Here is a 15,342-nt window from a genome sequence, read left to right on the forward strand (position 1 = left end):
CGCTTGCGTCCGAAGGACGTTGGCGGGATTTCGAATCCGACAATCCGGTTGCATTTTTTATCCGGTCTGCGTGGAAGTCCATCCGGATATGACAAAAGCAGGTGTAAGGCTGCCAAAGCCGACAAATAGACTGCCGAATTGACGAGCCGCTCCGCGGCGCTAGCTTTGTGGTCTCGCGACGGGAGATATCGCTCATGGAACTGCATCGCGGCCGCCTCATCGACCACGTCCAGCTGGTGGTCAGGGACCTCAAGGCGAGCCGGCGCTTCTATGAAGCCGTCTTCAAGGTGCTCGGCATTCCGATCGGCGGCGAGGCCGAGGACTATTTCTGGGCCGACGAACTGTTCATCTCAAGCCTCGACAGCCGGGCGGCGAGGGGACAACTGACCGGGCGCCATCATCTGGCCTTCCAGGCCAGGGATAACGCCATGGTCGATGCCTTCTACAGGGCCGGCCTCGATGCCGGCGGGGCCGACAATGGCGCGCCGGGTGAGCGGCCCTACCACCCCGGCTACTACGCCGCCTTCCTGCTCGACCCCGACGGCAACAACATCGAGGCGGTGTTTCACGGGCCGGCAAAGCGAAGTGCCGCTTCGGTCGAGATCAATTTCTAGCGCAGGTTCACGAAGAGCGGGTTGCGGTGATCCGTCCGGAGTTCTCGCAAAAACAAAGAGTTGAAGCGGTCCACGGATTCAATCGCTGAACTGCTTCACATTGCCGGCGCGTAGCGGTTCACCACCATTCCGCAGGCATAGGCTTTAGAGCCGAGCAGGCGCAATTTCCGGAAGCCGCCACGGTCGAAAATCCGCTCGCCGTCGCCCAGCGCGGCCGGATTGATGAACAGTTGGAACTCATCGACCAATGCCGCTGCAATCAGCGCCGAGGCAAAGCCGGCGCCGCCGAATACCGCCATGTCGCCTTCACCTTCAGCTTTCAGCGCCTTGACCTCGCGCGGCAGGTCGCCGCTGGCAAGCGTCGTGCGCTCCCACCGCGATGCCGCGAGCTTGTCGCTCAGCACCACCTTGCGCGCCTCGACGATGCGCTGCGCAAAGGCGTAGAAGGGATCGCGCGGATAGTTTTTTGCCGCATTGCCCCAATGGGTTAGATAGCCTTCTTCGGCCATCTTGCGGCTGAGCAGAATGGTATCGATGCCGGCGAACACCGCGTTGAAATCCTGCTTCAAGTCGTCGTCCCACGGGCAGTTGGCGCCCCATTCCCAGAGCTGCCAGTGCTCATCGCCGGCCGCGCCGACAAAACCGTCGACCGACATCTGCATCTGCAGGATCAGTTTTCTCATCGTCGTTCTCCTGATTGAGCTCTGGTGTCACCAGCGCCAGGTCAGGCGGCGTTGGTTATTGCTTTACTTTCGGAACCATTGACACGAGAGAAAAATGATGTCAATAGTAAAGTGATCTATAAATGGAAGCATTGAGAATGTCGACCAGGGAAAGATCCGGCTGCCCCATCAGCCTGTCGCTCGAATTGCTCGGTGACCGCTGGACGCTGCTGATCATCCGCGACATGATTTTCGCGGGAAAAAGGCACTTCCGGGAGTTTCTGCTATCAGGCGAAGGCATCTCGTCGCGCACGCTGGCCGAGCGGCTGCAGACCTTGCAGGATGAGGGCATTGTCACCAGAAGCGACGACCCCACGCACAAGCTCAAGGCGATCTACAAGCTGACGGAGGCGGGCATCGACCTGTTGCCGGTGCTGGCGACGCTCGGCGCCTGGGGCAGCAAGTACCGCAACGCCGATGACGAGCTGGCAAGGATCGCCGACGAACTGGCCGCGGGCGGCGAGGCGGGCATGGAGCAGATAAAGAAGAAGCTGCGCGCCGAGCATATCGGCTAGCGAGCAAGGCCAGCCCTCCCTTCGGGCCGATGGCGGGCTAGATCGACACGACGTCGCGCAGCCTCACCCTTCCCATCCCGCAAATCGCTGTGGCCGGAGCCATGTCTGCTTCGGATTGCCATCGCCCGAACCACGGCCTCTTCCAGCCAGCGCGCGGTGGGGGGGGGCGGCATGCATGCCGATTGGGCCCCATGCCGCCATGCACGTAGAGCTCTTCGACCGCGGTGCGGCCGGCGACAGGCAGCCCGTCCGACAGCATGGGCGATTGCCGGGATAGACATTCGTCACCGGGGGTGAGCCGAGACCGGACAGGATGCGCAGCGTGCGCGCCGCGATGCGAAGGCGTCTCGGCGCTAGCGCGCCGATCCACCTTCTCCAACAAGGGGAGAAGGTGAGGCGCGCCTTGTCCCGCCTGCGCTTCTACACGTAGCCTAAGGAGCTAGCGGGAGGAGAATCGCTTGGACACCACTGTCGTTATTGTCGGCGCCGGGCCCGCCGGCCTTGCGGTCGGTGCCTGCCTGAAGCGGGCAGGAGTGGATTTCATCCTGCTCGAAAAATCGCAGGAGATCGCGCCCGCCTGGCGGCGGCACTATCGGCGGCTGCATCTGCATACGGTCAAGTCGTTCTCGTCGCTGCCGTTCCTGCCCTTTCCCAAAAATTATCCGCGCTACGTGCCGCGCGAAATGGTGGTCCGCTATCTCGACGACTACGCGGAAAAATTCGATCTGCGCCCGCGCTTCGGTGTGACGGTGAAAGCCATTCGCCTCGGGGACGGCGGTTTTCTGGTCGAGACAGGATCGGACAACCTCAAGGCGCGCCATGTCGTTATCGCCAGCGGTAACAATGCCGAGCCGATCATCCCCCGGCTCCCTGCCATCGAGGCTTTCAACGGCGAGGTGCTGCACAGCGCCGACTATACGCAAGCGGCGCCTTTTGCCGGCCGCTCGGTGCTGATCGTCGGCATGGGCAACACCGGCGCCGAGATCGCGCTCGACTTGGCGGAAAGTGGCGCGCGTCCGACCATTTCGGTGCGCAAGGGCGTCCACATCGTGCCGCGCCAGCTGTTTGGCGTGCCGATCCAGATGGTCGGCATCGCCAGCCGGCCAATGCCGCAGGCGCTGAACGACTGGATGTTTCCGATCATCCTCGATTTCGCGCTGGGCAAGCTCGAGAAATACGGCATCGTCAGGCCGAAGCAGGGCATCCTGCAACAGATCGACCAAGTCGGCCGCATCCCGGTCATCGACGTCGGCACGGTCGACGCCATCACCAAAGGCGCCATCAAGATCGCGCCCGACATAGCGGGCTTCACCGAGCGTAGCGCTGCGTTCACCGACGGCAGTCAGGAAAATTTCGACGCCGTCATCCTCGCCACCGGCTATCGCCCGGGCTACGAAAAGTTTCTGCCCGTGGAATTGCAGCCGGAGCGCAGTGGCGTCAACGCCCGCGCCTCGCAACTCGGCCTCTACCTCGTCGGCTTCTACAATCCGGTCACCGGTCTGCTCAGGGAAATTGGACGCGAGGCGAAGGCAGTGGCGGCCGACATTGCTCGGCGAGGCTGAAGGGGCGGCGTCGGCCAAGCTGCGGATCTCCCGCCTTGCGGGGAGATCGGCTATCCATCACAGCCGCGCCGCATCGCCCTCATCCAGCAGCCATTGCCGCACGGCTTGCGTCGGTTCTGGGTGCCGTTGCTTGCGCGGCATCACGACATAGAAATCGTGCGTCCCCCGCATCTCCGCGTTGATCGGCTGCACCAGCCGGCCGGCGGCAATGTCGGCGGATACGAGAAACCGGCTGGCCAGCGCGATGCCCTGGCCGGCAATGGCGGCGTCGATCGCGAGGCCTGTCTGGTTGAAGCGCATGCGTTTGGCCTCGGTGGCCATCCTCAGGCCGAGTACTATCTCCATGAATTCCGGCCACAGATTGTGCGAGTCGTGCAGCAGGACGTGATGCTGGATATCGGCCGCCGCGATCTCGTTCGCGCCGGTCGGCAGCAGGGCAGGGCTGCAGATGGCGATGATCTGCTGTGGAAACAAAAGATCCACCATCAGGCCGGCGCCGGAGGGCAGGCGGCCTTGCCTGACCGCAATGTCGACGCCATCGGCCTGAAAACTCGACAGGCTTTCGCTGGCCAGGATTCGCAAATCGACCAGCGGGTTGTGCGCGACGAACTCCGGCAGTTTGGGGATCAGCCATTTGGTGGCAAAGCTCGGCGTGACGCTGATCGTCAGCCGCGCCGGTTCGGGCCGCAGCAGCAAGGTGGCCTCCGAGATCAGCTCGAAGGCGCGGCGGATGTTGGGCATATAGGCGCGGCCCTCATCGGTCAGCGCCAGGCCGCGCGGCAGCCGGTCGAAGAGTTTTGTGCCGAGATCGGCCTCCAGCCCGCGTATATGCTGCGCCACCGCCCCTTGCGTCACGTTCAGCTCTTCGGCGGCGATGCGGAAGTTGAGATGACGCGCGGCGGCTTCGAAGGCACGCAGCGCATTCAATGGTGGCAGGCTCAGGAAGGCTTCAGGCATGCAGGAGTTTTTCTACAGCTTGATTTCAGGCTTTCTGGTTCGAACCAGATGGCAACACCGTTTATAGCATTGCTCGAAGGTCGGAAACATGGGCTTCAGAGTCCCGCCAACCCGTGCGAAGGAAAATCGAGATGAGTGTAGAAAAAGTAGCAGTCGTCGTCGCCGGTGGCAGCGGTATGGGCGCGGCGGCGGCCAAGCGGCTGGCGGCGGACGGGTTCAAGGTCGCGATCCTGTCGTCCTCCGGTAAGGGCGAGGCTCTGGCCAAGGAGCTTGGCGGCCTCGGCGTCACCGGCTCCAACCAGTCGAATGACGATCTGCAGCGGCTCGCCGACCTGACGCTCGAGCGCTACGGCCGCATCGACGTGCTGGTCAACAGCGGCGGCCACGGGCCACGCGCGCCGATCCTCGAGATCTCGGACGAGCAGTGGCACACCGGTCTCGACGTCTATCTGATGAACGTCATCCGGCCGGTGCGCATCGTGGCGCCGCAGATGGTCAAGCAGAAGGCCGGCGCCATCATCAACATCTCGACCGCCTGGGTGGTCGAGCCGAGCCCGATGTTCCCGACATCCGCCGTGTTCCGCGCCGGGCTTGCCGCCTACACCAAGATCTTCGCCAACACCTACGCCGCCGACAATGTGCGCATGAACAATGTGCTGCCCGGCTGGATCGACAGCCTGCCGGCCACCGAGGAGCGCCGCGACAGCGTGCCGATGCAGCGCTACGGCACGTCGGAGGAGATCGCCGCGACCATCGCCTTCCTCGCTTCCGAAGGTGCGGGCTACATTACCGGCCAGAACATCCGCGTCGACGGCGGCATCATCGGCGCGATCTGACCGCGCCTGTCGCCTTGCGTGAGCCGGCGCGTCACTCCTTCACCGCGCCGGTCATCGACGAGACATAGTGCTCGACGAAGAACGAATAGAGCACCACCACCGGCAGCGAGCCGATCAGCGCTCCCGCCATCAGCGCCCCCCATTCGTAGACGTCGGAGCGCACCAACTCGGTCAGCACACCCACCGGCACGGTCTTGTTTTCCGAGGACTGGATGAATGTCAGCGCGTAGATGAACTCGTTCCATGACAGGGTGAAGGCGAATATGCCGGCGGAGATCAGGCCCGGCACCGAGAGCGGCAGCACGATTTTGGTGAGGATCTGCCACCGGCTCGCTCCGTCTATCAGCGCGCATTCTTCCAGTTCGAACGGGATGGAGCGGAAGTAACCCATCAACAGCCACGTGCAGAACGGCACCAGGAAGGTTGGATAGGTAAGGATGAGCGCGAAGGGCGTGTCGTAGAGCCCGAGGTTGAACACCATTACCGACAGCGGAATGAACAGGATCGAGGGCGGCACCAGATAGGCGAGGAAGATGCCGAGGCCGACCTGCCGCGCCCCGGAAAACCGCAGCCGCTCGATCGCATAGGCGGCGAACACCGACGCCAGCAGCGACAGGAAAGTAGCGGCGGTCGAGATGATGATCGTGTTGAGCAGCCAGCCCGGATAGGAGGTCTCGAACAGGAGATAGCGGATATGCTCCAATGTCGGATGCACCACCCAGAATGGATTGAACTGCGCATAGTCGGTCATCTCGAGATTGGGCTTAACCGCCGTGATCGTCATCCAGTAAAACGGAAACAACAGCACGAAGACGAACACCAGCAGCGGCAGATAGACCGTCACCACGCGGCGCGGCAGGCTCTGCAGGTAGCCCATGCCGCCTTCGTCGATATCCCCACGTTTCGCCTTCCTTGTCGCGGCCGTCTTGACCATGTCAGTCTCCGCCGCCTTGTTGCCATTTGCGGCGTTGCAGGCCGAAATAGCTGAACAGGATCGCCGCCAGCAGGAACGGGATCATGGCCACCGCGATGGCCGCGCCCTCGCCAAGCTGGCCGCCGGAAATGCCGCGCTGGAAAGACAATGTCGCCATCAGATGCGTGGCATTCACCGGTCCGCCCCGGGTCAGCACGTAGATCAGCTGGAAATCGGTGAAAGTGAACAGCACCGAGAAGGTCATGGTGATGGCGATGATCGGCGTCAGCAGCGGCAGAGTCACATAACGAAACAACTGCCAGCGACTGGCGCCGTCGAGCGTGGCCGCCTCGTAGAGCGACTGCGGAATGGTCTGCAGGCCGGCGAGCAGCGTGATGGCGACGAAAGGAATGCCGCGCCAGACGTTGGCGGCGATAACCGAAGCGCGCGCATTCTCCGGATCGCCGAGGAAATTGATGCGGTGGTCGATCAGGCCCATTTGCTGCAGCGCCCAGGACAGGATGGAGAACTGCGAATCGTAGATCCACCAGAAGGCGATGGCTGACAGTACAGTGGGCACCACCCAGGGCAGCAGGACTATCGCGCGGAAGAACGATTTGAACGGCAGGTTTTCATTGAGGATGAGCGCCAGCCACAGGCCGAGCACGAACTTCAGGATCGAGGCGCTGACCGTGTAGAGCAGCGTGTTGAAGACGGAGAGCCAGAAGACGTTGTCATTCCAAAGGTACTGATAATTCTCGACGCCGATGAAGATGCCGGGGCGGCCGATCCGGGCATCGGTGAAACCGAGCCAGACGCCCAGCCCGAGCGGATAGGTCAGGAAGACCAGGAGCAGCGCCGCCGCCGGCAGCATGAAGCCGAAGCCCAGCGCGTTGCGGCTTTCGGAGATCCGCGAAAGCATCGACGGACGCGGCTGGGCGGCAACGGACGGCACGGCCATGGAGGGCTCCTCATCGGGGAATCAGGTCACGGCGTCAACGGCCGCCATGGGATTGTGCGACGGGCCGGGCAGCGCACTAGACGCTGCCCGGCGGTGCCGTGATCAAACGCGGTAGTAGCGGTTGGCGCGCTTCTCCGCCTCCTCCATCGCCTCCTGCGGCGTCGCCTGGCCGGTCACCGCCTTGGCAAACATGTCGACCAGGACATAGTCGGCCATGGTCGCCGCCGAGGCATAGCCGAGCGGCCCGGCATAGCCGTTGGGGCGCAGCGTCGCCGAGGCCTTGGCATAGGCGGCATTGTTCGGGTCGGCCGTCCACACTGGATTGTTGTCGAAGGCCTTCAGCGTCTGGCAGCAATAGCCCGCCGAGGAGGTGATCCAGTCGGTCATCTGCGGATCCTCGAACATGAACTGCAGATAGGCCTTGGCCGCATTGGGGTAGGGCGTGTAGTTGAAGATGACTGCGGTGGTCACCTGGAACAGTTCGACCGATTTCCCGACGGGACCGATCGGCAGGTTGGTGGTGCGGATGTCCTTGGCGATCTCAGCCAGCTTCGGATCGTTGTCCTTGTTGATCTTGGCCGTATTGTAGGCGGAAATGCCGTTGGCGATGACGCCGAGTTCGCCGGCCAGGAAGGCGCGGTTGTTATTGACGTCGAGCCAGCTTTCGGTCCCGGGAATGAAGGTCTTGTAGAGTTCCTGCGCGTATCCGATCGCCTTTAGCGTCTCGGGGCTGTTGATCGCCACCTTGCCGCTCTCGTCGACCATCTGGCCGCCATGGCTCCACAGCAGCCAGTGCGCGTAATTGTTGCCGTCGCCGACACCGTGGCCGTGCGTGAAGCCGGCCGGATGTCCCTTCGCCTGCAACGCCTTGCAAAGCTCGAGGAAGCCTGCCGTGTCCTTCGGAAATTCGGAGAAGCCGGCCTCCTTCACCCAGCTTTCGCGATAGACGATGGCATTGCCGATCGTGGCCAGCGGCAGGCCGACGAACTTGCCGTCCCGCGTCGCATATTGCTTTGGTCCGTCGTGCCAGCCGCCATATTTCGAGCCCAGATACTCGCCGAGCTCGGTCACGTCGTGCAGCTTGTCGGGATATTGATGCGGGTCGTCGAACCAGACGAACATGAGGTCCGGGCCGGAACCGACATTGGCGGCGACCGCTGCCTTGGGGCGAATGTCCTCCCAGCTTTCCTTGTCGACACGAACCTCGACACCTGTCGCCTCGGTGAAGCGCTTGGTGTTGGCCAGCCATTGATCCTCATCGCCCTTGACGAAGGGCGACCAGCGCAGCAGCCGCAGCTTTGCGCCTTCCTCGGGCTTGTATTTCAAGCCCTCCTGGGCAAAAGCCGGCGAGCCGACGAACCGGCTTCCCAGAGCTCCCGCCGCGGCACCTGCGGTCGTGCGGATTACATCGCGTCTCGTGAATTTCATGGTCGTCTCCTCCGGTTTATCTTCCTTGCTATGCGGTCCTTACCATCCGTTACGCGTTTCAAATCGTGTTCCGGTCTTGCCGTCAAAGAGATGAATCAGGCCAGGCGCGGCAGAGAGCCGTATGGATTCGCCCGGTGTTAAGGCATGGCGTTCGCGGAAATTGGCGACGATCTCGTCGCCGCCGGCGGTGCGGCCGATGATCTGCACTTCCGACCCGGTCGGCTCGACCACCGCGACGGTGACTGGAATGCCTTGGTCTGACGATAGCCGCAAATGCTCGGGCCGTATTCCCAGCACCACCGGATGACCGTTGCCAACGGCCGGCGCGCCGGCCAGCGGCACGGAAATTCCCCCGGCGCCGCGAAAGGACGGAGACCCGTCGGTGACGATCTCGCCCTTGATCAGGTTCATGGCGGGCGAGCCGATGAAACTGGCGACGAAGAGATTGTTTGGCCTGTCGTAGAGCTCCAGCGGCGGTCCGATCTGTTCGACGATGCCGTCATGCATGACGACGATCTTGTCGGCCATGGTCATGGCCTCGATCTGGTCGTGGGTGACATAGACTGTGGTCGTCTTGAGCCGCTGGTGCAGTTCCTTGATCTCGGCGCGCATCTGCACCCTGAGCTTGGCGTCGAGATTGGAGAGCGGTTCGTCGAACAGGAAAACCTGTGGATCGCGCACGATCGCCCGGCCCATGGCGACGCGCTGGCGCTGGCCGCCGGAAAGCTGGCGCGGATATCGCGTCAGCAATGGCACCAGCCCGAGGATTTCGGCGGCGCGCTGAATGCTGGTAGCGCAATCGGCCTTCGAAACACCTTTGAGCATGAGCGAGAACGCCATGTTCTCGGCGACCGTCATGTGCGGGTAGAGCGCGTAGTTCTGGAACACCATGGCAACGTCGCGCTCTTTCGGCGCAACGTTGTTGACGACCCGATCCCCGATCGCGATCTCGCCCCGAGAAATCTTTTCCAGGCCGGCGATCATCCTGAGAAGGGTCGATTTTCCGCAACCCGACGGGCCGACCAGCGTGACGAATTCGCCGTCGTCGATATCCACACTGACGCCATGCAGGACCTCGACGGTCCCGAACGATTTGTAAACATCGCCGATCGCGACAGACGCCATCGATCTCCTCCCGAATGCTTCTTGCGACGCCCCGAAGGAAACCGCTCCTCTCCCGCCTCGAGACCGTCTCCCATTCCCCCAACAGGTCGCGTGACGATCAGACGGTAGCGCTACCAAGCCTGCCTGTAAAGCGGCCATGCGGCCGGTGCTCTTGTCGTTCGGAACACCGGCGCAATGACCGGTTCGCCGGCAAACTACCCCCCATTCACAAAAGCCAGCACCAGCTTCTGCAGGTTTCCGCCGGGGCCGAATTCGACCCGGTCGAAGTCGCGGCTCGCCTGCCGCTGAGCCAGCGAGATCTGGGCGAGTTGCCTCGTCAGCTCGGTTCTGATCTTGCTGCAGGCGGGGTCATCAGTAACGGTCAGGCCGACGCTCACCGCCTCGATCTTGCGCACCATCTCGGCGATGGCTGCGCCATGCACTCTCTCGTGGGCGGCGAGCCCGGCGATGAACACCGTCCAGTTCTTCTGGACGGAAGCCGGCAACGGTTCGGCCGGCTTCGGCAAGGTGTAGGTGATGATCAGTTTCGGGCGCGCCGATTTGAGCACGCAGGCGTCGCCTTGCGGCCTGTAGTCCCTGGTCCAGGTCAGCTTGAAATTGGTGTGCGCAATGACCCGACCCTTGCCGAGCAAGGGGCCGGCTTCGCCGATCGCGGCATAGAGTTCCGGGCCGGTCCGCCCTGCGATGGCGTAGGTCTCGACCTTTTCGACCGGCTTCCAGTCGGCGCGTGCCGGCGACGCCAGCAGGGAGGCCGCGAACAGGAGAAAGAACATGGCTGGTTTCATGGAAACGTCAGAGACACTGGGCTGAGGCAAAGATCAACCCGGCGCAATGCACTCAGGTCCCACGGCAGGCCGCGTCATAGTCGGCCAGCACCTGATCGACAGCTTCGAGAAGGATAGCCTCGGGATTGCCCGCCGGCCCGAGTTCGGCCGGCAGCGCCGGCAGGAATTGCCGCATCAGCGTTTCGGGAATGGCAACGTCGTCCAGCGCCTTGCGCAGGCGCTCGACGGCCGCGACAGCGGTGGGGTTGCTCCAATAATAGCGGATGCGGTCGCTGTAGCTGTAATGCCGCTGCACATAGAGCTCTGCTTCATTGCCATGATAGTGGCTGTGCCAATGGCCGGGGGCTGCCAGCATCGCGCTTTCCATGGTCCGGGCGAGCGACCGGTCGCCATAGTCCCTGGCCATTTCGGAGGCGATCAGGTCGAGCCCGTAAAGCGCCTCGCGCAAGGCGAAGGTCAGGCCGGGGCCGACCTTGAGGATAGGAAAGCCGTTTGCGACCAGCGCGGTCAAAGCCGCACGGGTCTGGTAGTCGGTCGAATGCGCCTCGTAGACGAGCGACGGCTGCTCATCGAGCAAGCCGGTCAGGCCCTTGGATTTTTCGGGCGCGTAGGAGACGACATTCTGGCTGCCGAATTCCACGCCCGGCTGCACCACCACGGCCATGACGCGGCCGAACGCCTCGGTCAGGCCTTCGCGGGCAAAGATCTCCCGGTGAACCTCGATCGTGCGCCGCGCCGCCGCCGCCTCGGTCGGCTTCAACTCGCTGATCGCATGGTCGACGCCGCCGGGGGCGGGAACTTCGGTGCCGATGATGTAGACCGGCAAGGTGCTGCCTGCGGCGTGCGCGCCCGTTTCGGCCGCCTTTGCCAGCCGCGCCGCCCGGGTGGCGATGGTCTCGTCGTCAAGCGCCGCCGGCTCGCCGGCGCAGCCCATCGATGCGTCGAGATGGATCTTGGTGAAGCCGGCCGCGATATAGGCGCCGACCATGGCCTCGGCCTTGTCCATCGCCTGCGCCGCCGGCTCTGCGCGCCACGGGTTCGGTCCCAGATGGTCGCCGCCGAAGATGATGCGCGAGGCTTCCAGCCCCGCGCGGCAGGCGATCTCCAGCACGAAGGCGACGAACAGCGCCGGGGTCATTCCGGTATAGCCGCCGAACTGGTTGACCTGATTGCAGGTTGCCTCGATCAGCAGGTTTTTCTCCCTGTCGGCAACGGCGCGCCGTATCGCTGTCTGGATCACCAGCGGATGGGCCGAGCAGATGGACGTGATGCCGTAGGGTGCTCCGTTCCGGCGGGCCGCCGCGAGACCGGCAAGGGGATTGGCCATCATGTCCATCTCGCTGTTCCCTTGATGAATTGGTCGAGTTCATCGAAGCTGGTGACCCCCTCCATCGGGCCGCGCCGGGTGACGTTACGGGCGCCGGCGGCATTGGCATAAAGCAGCGCCTTGCCGGGCTCCATCCCCTGGCGGCGGCAGGTCAGGTAGGTGGCGCCGAAACAATCGCCGGCGCCCGTGGGGTCGACTTCCTCGACCTGAAAACCGGCGCAGTCGGTCCTGGCGCCCTCGGCGCCGAACCAGGAAGAGCCGTCAGCACCGCGCTTCAGCACGATCTCGCCGACGCCCCTGGCAAACAGCGCCGCCACCGCCTGATGCTCGTCATCGACGCCCGCCGTAGCGAGCAATTCGTCGCCGGACGGCAGCAGCAGGTCGGCATCGTCGATGAGTGCGGAAAACAGTGCGCCGTCGGAGCCGTCGATCAGCTCCTTGCGCACATTCGGGTCGAATGAGGTCGAGCCGCCGCGGGCACGAACCGCCTGCACTGCGTAGCTGACGATCTCCTTCAGCCCTGCCACCGACAGCGTCGATCCCATGATATGCAGATGGCCGGCCCTGTCCGCCAGCAGGCGCGCAGCAGTGGTCAGGTGGATCTGCCCGGCGGCGGATTCGGCGATGTTGTAGACGAAGTCCCTGATACCATCGGGCCGGTAGCGCACGAAGGCGCATCCCGTCGGGAAGCGGTCGCTGATATCGACGGCTGAGACGTCGACGCCGTCGCGCTCCAGCCTGTCCAGGTTGAGCGTGCCGAAATCGTCGCGGCCGACGCAGCCGATAATGCCGGCGCCGCCCCCCAGACGCGCAACCTGATCGATGAAGATCGCCGGCGCACCGCTGGGGAATGGCCCGACGAGCGTTTGCGGCTCGAGGAAGCCGAAACCCCGTTCCGTCGCCATGATCTCGACCAGGATTTCGCCGGCGGCAATAGTTGGCCCCGCAGCCTCGGCGGCGATTTCGCTGCGGCGCGAAAGGCTCATGCTTGCGATTCTTCCTTGTCACAGACTGATTGCTTGCTCGCGCAGTTGTTCGGCACAAATGTTTATCGGGTAAATCGCACATAGGGCGAAGTCAATAAAACTTTACATGCGTATAGATTACTTATTCTGCGCGTACACATTGCAGGATTCGGGTGGCTGGGATCGTGGCACCGTGCAAATCAGGCGTCGACCCCAGCGAAAGGACAGCCATGCTCACGCTTCATGATTATTTGCCGTCGCAAAACGGTTGGAAGGCGAGGGTCGTGCTCGGCCTGCTCAACATTCCCTATGAAAGCCGCCTGGTGTCGATTTTCGAGGGCGAGAGCCACACCGACGCTTTCCTGAAGCTCAACCCGGCCGGCGCCGTTCCTGTGCTCGAACTCGAGGATGGCCGTGCGATCGCCGAATCGAATGCGATCCTCATTTATCTCGCCGAAGGCACGCCATTGCTGCCGGCGGATCGCTATGTCAACGCGAAAATTATGCAATGGCTGTTCTTCGAACAGTACCATGTCGAGCCGGTCATCGGCTCCTGCGCTTCTGGACGCTGGCCGGAAGGCTGGAGCGCAACCAGGCGATGGTTCCGGCCAAGCGCGAAGCCGGCGCCCGCACGCTGGCAGCGCTGGAGCGCAGCCTGAACGACACGCCGTTCCTTGTCGGCGACACGCTCACCATCGCCGACATCGCTGTCTATGCCTACGGCCACCGTGCCGAAGATTGCGGCTTTGCGCTGGCGGCTTATCCGGCGGTCCTCGCCTGGACGGACCGGGTGCGCGACGCCATCGGTCCCGGCTATCCCGTGCATCTCTACAGCATCGATCCGCACTCGGCTGCTTGACGGCAAAAGGCGCGCGTTCACCTTGCTTAGTCGAAAAGAAGACCCAGATTCTCCTTTGTCGGCGGCTTTCGCTCGCAATCCGTTGACTGGATGGCCGGATCCCGGCGTCAACTCGACGACCTGCCGGCACTTAGCATGGAGGTGACCATGACACGCGACGACATCATTTCGGTGTTGGGGCCGGTAGACGAGGCGGTCATAGCCGACATCGCGCTGACCGGCGCCACCCTTCAAGAACTGCGCGAGGCGTTCGCCTGGCTCGGTGCCGACGAGGCGCTGGTCAACGAGGGCCGCCCCTTGCCGGGAACGAAGGTGGCGCGGCTGATCGAACTCCTCGATATGCCGGACGACGAGGACGGTCCACAGGCGGTGGCGGCGCAGGGGTTAGGGCCGTAGGGCCCTGACTACCGCGGTTTCCCCATTCACTTCATGCTCTCGACAGCAGCCGGCGCATGATCAGCGAGGCGTGGCCGCCAACGCCGTGCGCGGCCGGGCGGTGTTCGACCACCTCGAAACCGTGCTTGCGATAGAAGGCGATCGCCTGGTCGTTGCCCTCGATCACTTCCAGCGCAATGCTGGGGATGCCGGCATGCGCGACAAGCACCGCGTGCAGCAGGTCGGTGGCGAGCCCGCTGCCGAACTCTGACTTGTCGATGTGCAGCCGGTCGAGCAGGACATCGCCACGATCGTCCATCGCCGCCATCGCGTAGCCGGCGATCGAACCGTCCGGCCGTTCGGCCACGAATGACATCTTGTTGTCGTCCAGAAGTTCGGCTGCCAGCCGCTCGGGCGCATGCTTGTCGTCCGAGAGGCGCGCGGTATTTTCAGGTCCCAGGATCGACGAATAGGTGCGCCGCCAGGAGTCTCCCAGCAGCCGCGACACCGACGGCACGTCCTTTGCGGTCATGGTTCTGATCTCGGTCATGGCTGTGCCATCATGCCAAGCTCGCGCCGGCAATCAAGCTGCACGACGCGCGATCTGCTTCTTCGTCGTCTTGGTGCGATCTGGGCTGCGCGACGTTTCTGCGAGACGTACATCACCCAATCCTGCCAACACCACCGGAGCATGGTCCTTGAATCTGACGACAAGGTCGAGTTCGCCCCCGAGAGCCTTAACGTAGCCGCGCAACGTCGACAGAAGAAAATCCGAGCGCTTTTCGAGCTGGGCAACGGAGACCTGTTTCTTGCCCAACTTGCGGCCGACATGCTCCTGTGTAAGTGCCCGAGCCTTGCGAAGCTGCTGAAGGGTTTCAAACTCCTCAAGCAGCTCCCTGGTACGGAGGTCGGACGCCTTGATCAGTTCGGGAGACATCGTTTCGGCAAATACGTCATCGGCGGAAATGGCCATCACTTCTTCTCCTTCTTGTGCCCTTCCTTGGCAGTTTTCTGCCCCTCTTTCACGCGCTTTAAATGGACGTCGAACCTCCTATCGGCGATCTCGATCAGCTTCTTGTAGAAGCGCTTCTCGTTGACGCCCGATTTATCTCCCGCAACAAGGAAAATGGCCTTTCTCTCAGGATCGAACGCGAACGCCACTCTCCACACGCCATCAGCAGCATCGAACCGCAATTCCTTCATGTTCGCGTGCCTTGAGTCGTTCAGCGTATCGACCCTCGGCCTGCCATAAGACGGACCCAGCTGCTTCAGAACATTTACCAAAGCACGGATTTCGACCTTTACGTCGTCCTTCAGCTTGGAGAATTCCGTTCTGAAGTCATCATCGAATTCCACAATCCATGTCATTAAAAATAGCTTTCACCTTATATAATGTCA

General features: G+C 62.9%; 17 protein-coding genes and 1 pseudogene. 6 read left to right on the top strand and 12 right to left on the bottom strand.

The genetic code is table 11. The annotated features are described in order from the left end of the window. Nucleotides 1-185: 185 nt before the first annotated feature. On the top strand, nucleotides 186-614 hold the full coding sequence (locus X756_RS148200) for a VOC family protein (RefSeq protein WP_156931523.1): 429 nt from the start codon (nucleotides 186-188) through the stop codon (nucleotides 612-614). A gap of 95 nt (nucleotides 615-709) precedes the next feature. Here the strand turns inward: X756_RS148200 and X756_RS148195 are convergent, their stop codons facing one another. After that, nucleotides 710-1,297: a dihydrofolate reductase family protein gene (locus X756_RS148195; RefSeq protein WP_023730384.1), complete on the bottom strand. Its 588-nt coding sequence runs from the start codon at nucleotides 1,295-1,297 to the stop codon at nucleotides 710-712. 137 nt (nucleotides 1,298-1,434) lie between these two features. Between X756_RS148195 and X756_RS148190 the strand changes: the two genes are divergently transcribed. Together X756_RS148190 and X756_RS148185 are read left to right on the top strand one after the other, a co-directional pair. Continuing rightward, a complete protein-coding gene (locus X756_RS148190; RefSeq protein WP_023730385.1) occupies nucleotides 1,435-1,851 on the top strand; it encodes a helix-turn-helix domain-containing protein in 417 nt (138 codons plus the stop codon). A gap of 458 nt (nucleotides 1,852-2,309) precedes the next feature. Continuing rightward, the gene (locus tag X756_RS148185; RefSeq protein WP_023730386.1) at nucleotides 2,310-3,413 is read left to right on the top strand and encodes an NAD(P)/FAD-dependent oxidoreductase; all 1,104 of its coding nucleotides are present in this window, start codon (nucleotides 2,310-2,312) and stop codon (nucleotides 3,411-3,413) included. A 57-nt stretch (nucleotides 3,414-3,470) separates the two neighbouring features. Here X756_RS148185 and gcvA read toward each other — a convergent pair whose 3' ends face one another. Next, nucleotides 3,471-4,370 carry a transcriptional regulator GcvA gene (gcvA, locus tag X756_RS148180; RefSeq protein WP_023712525.1) on the bottom strand — a complete coding sequence of 300 codons (900 nt, stop codon included), beginning with the start codon at nucleotides 4,368-4,370 and terminating at the stop codon, nucleotides 3,471-3,473. Between the two features lie 131 nt (nucleotides 4,371-4,501). Here gcvA and X756_RS148175 point away from each other — a divergent pair, with 131 nt between their 5' ends. Further along, nucleotides 4,502-5,206, top strand: a complete 705-nt coding sequence (locus X756_RS148175; protein ID WP_023712526.1) for an SDR family oxidoreductase — start codon at nucleotides 4,502-4,504, stop codon at nucleotides 5,204-5,206. A 31-nt stretch (nucleotides 5,207-5,237) separates the two neighbouring features. On the opposite strand, the gene X756_RS148170 is transcribed toward X756_RS148175, so the two are convergent. The 7 genes from X756_RS148170 to X756_RS148140 all read right to left on the bottom strand — a co-directional run bounded on the left by X756_RS148170 (nucleotide 5,238) and on the right by X756_RS148140 (nucleotide 12,731). After that, a complete protein-coding gene (locus X756_RS148170) occupies nucleotides 5,238-6,140 on the bottom strand; it encodes a carbohydrate ABC transporter permease (protein ID WP_023673469.1) in 903 nt (300 codons plus the stop codon). Between the two features lies 1 nt (nucleotide 6,141). Beyond that, nucleotides 6,142-7,080, bottom strand: coding sequence for a sugar ABC transporter permease (locus X756_RS148165; RefSeq protein ID WP_023673470.1), 939 nt, complete (start codon nucleotides 7,078-7,080; stop codon nucleotides 6,142-6,144). 102 nt (nucleotides 7,081-7,182) lie between these two features. Beyond that, entirely contained in the window at nucleotides 7,183-8,508 is a 1,326-nt protein-coding gene (locus X756_RS148160; RefSeq protein WP_023693796.1) for an ABC transporter substrate-binding protein, read from the bottom strand. A 39-nt stretch (nucleotides 8,509-8,547) separates the two neighbouring features. Continuing rightward, nucleotides 8,548-9,633 (bottom strand): sn-glycerol-3-phosphate ABC transporter ATP-binding protein UgpC, encoded by a 1,086-nt coding sequence (gene ugpC, locus X756_RS148155; protein WP_023673472.1) that lies wholly within the window; start codon nucleotides 9,631-9,633, stop codon nucleotides 8,548-8,550. A gap of 194 nt (nucleotides 9,634-9,827) precedes the next feature. Continuing rightward, a complete protein-coding gene (locus X756_RS148150; RefSeq protein WP_023712528.1) occupies nucleotides 9,828-10,406 on the bottom strand; it encodes a DUF922 domain-containing protein in 579 nt (192 codons plus the stop codon). Nucleotides 10,407-10,470: 64 nt separating this feature from the next. Continuing rightward, the gene (locus tag X756_RS148145) at nucleotides 10,471-11,745 is read right to left on the bottom strand and encodes a D-tagatose-bisphosphate aldolase, class II, non-catalytic subunit (RefSeq protein WP_023730387.1); all 1,275 of its coding nucleotides are present in this window, start codon (nucleotides 11,743-11,745) and stop codon (nucleotides 10,471-10,473) included. Further along, nucleotides 11,745-12,731: a sugar kinase gene (locus X756_RS148140; RefSeq protein ID WP_031238802.1), complete on the bottom strand. Its 987-nt coding sequence runs from the start codon at nucleotides 12,729-12,731 to the stop codon at nucleotides 11,745-11,747. The genes X756_RS148145 and X756_RS148140 overlap by 1 nt, the downstream gene beginning before the upstream one ends. Before the next feature lie 209 nt (nucleotides 12,732-12,940). On the opposite strand from X756_RS148140, the pseudogene X756_RS01000000165675 reads away from it, so the two are divergent. Together X756_RS01000000165675 and X756_RS148135 are read left to right on the top strand one after the other, a co-directional pair. Beyond that, a pseudogene (locus tag X756_RS01000000165675) lies at nucleotides 12,941-13,569 on the top strand (glutathione S-transferase family protein). Nucleotides 13,570-13,716: 147 nt separating this feature from the next. Next, a complete protein-coding gene (locus X756_RS148135; protein ID WP_156941389.1) occupies nucleotides 13,717-13,965 on the top strand; it encodes a hypothetical protein in 249 nt (82 codons plus the stop codon). Nucleotides 13,966-13,996: 31 nt separating this feature from the next. Here the strand turns inward: X756_RS148135 and X756_RS148130 are convergent, their stop codons facing one another. Genes X756_RS148130 through X756_RS148120 form a run of 3 tightly spaced genes read right to left on the bottom strand, consistent with a single transcriptional unit; the run spans nucleotide 13,997 to nucleotide 15,312 of the window. Beyond that, nucleotides 13,997-14,494, bottom strand: coding sequence for an N-acetyltransferase (locus tag X756_RS148130; RefSeq protein ID WP_023730390.1), 498 nt, complete (start codon nucleotides 14,492-14,494; stop codon nucleotides 13,997-13,999). Nucleotides 14,495-14,527: 33 nt separating this feature from the next. Next, nucleotides 14,528-14,917: a helix-turn-helix transcriptional regulator gene (locus X756_RS148125; RefSeq protein WP_023693789.1), complete on the bottom strand. Its 390-nt coding sequence runs from the start codon at nucleotides 14,915-14,917 to the stop codon at nucleotides 14,528-14,530. Then, nucleotides 14,917-15,312 carry a type II toxin-antitoxin system RelE/ParE family toxin gene (locus X756_RS148120; protein WP_023730391.1) on the bottom strand — a complete coding sequence of 132 codons (396 nt, stop codon included), beginning with the start codon at nucleotides 15,310-15,312 and terminating at the stop codon, nucleotides 14,917-14,919. The genes X756_RS148125 and X756_RS148120 overlap by 1 nt, the downstream gene beginning before the upstream one ends. Nucleotides 15,313-15,342 lie beyond the last annotated feature (30 nt).

Origin of the sequence: Mesorhizobium sp. LNJC405B00, assembly GCF_000502615.1 — a bacterium.
In the GTDB taxonomy this organism is placed as follows: Bacteria; Pseudomonadota; Alphaproteobacteria; order Rhizobiales; family Rhizobiaceae; genus Mesorhizobium.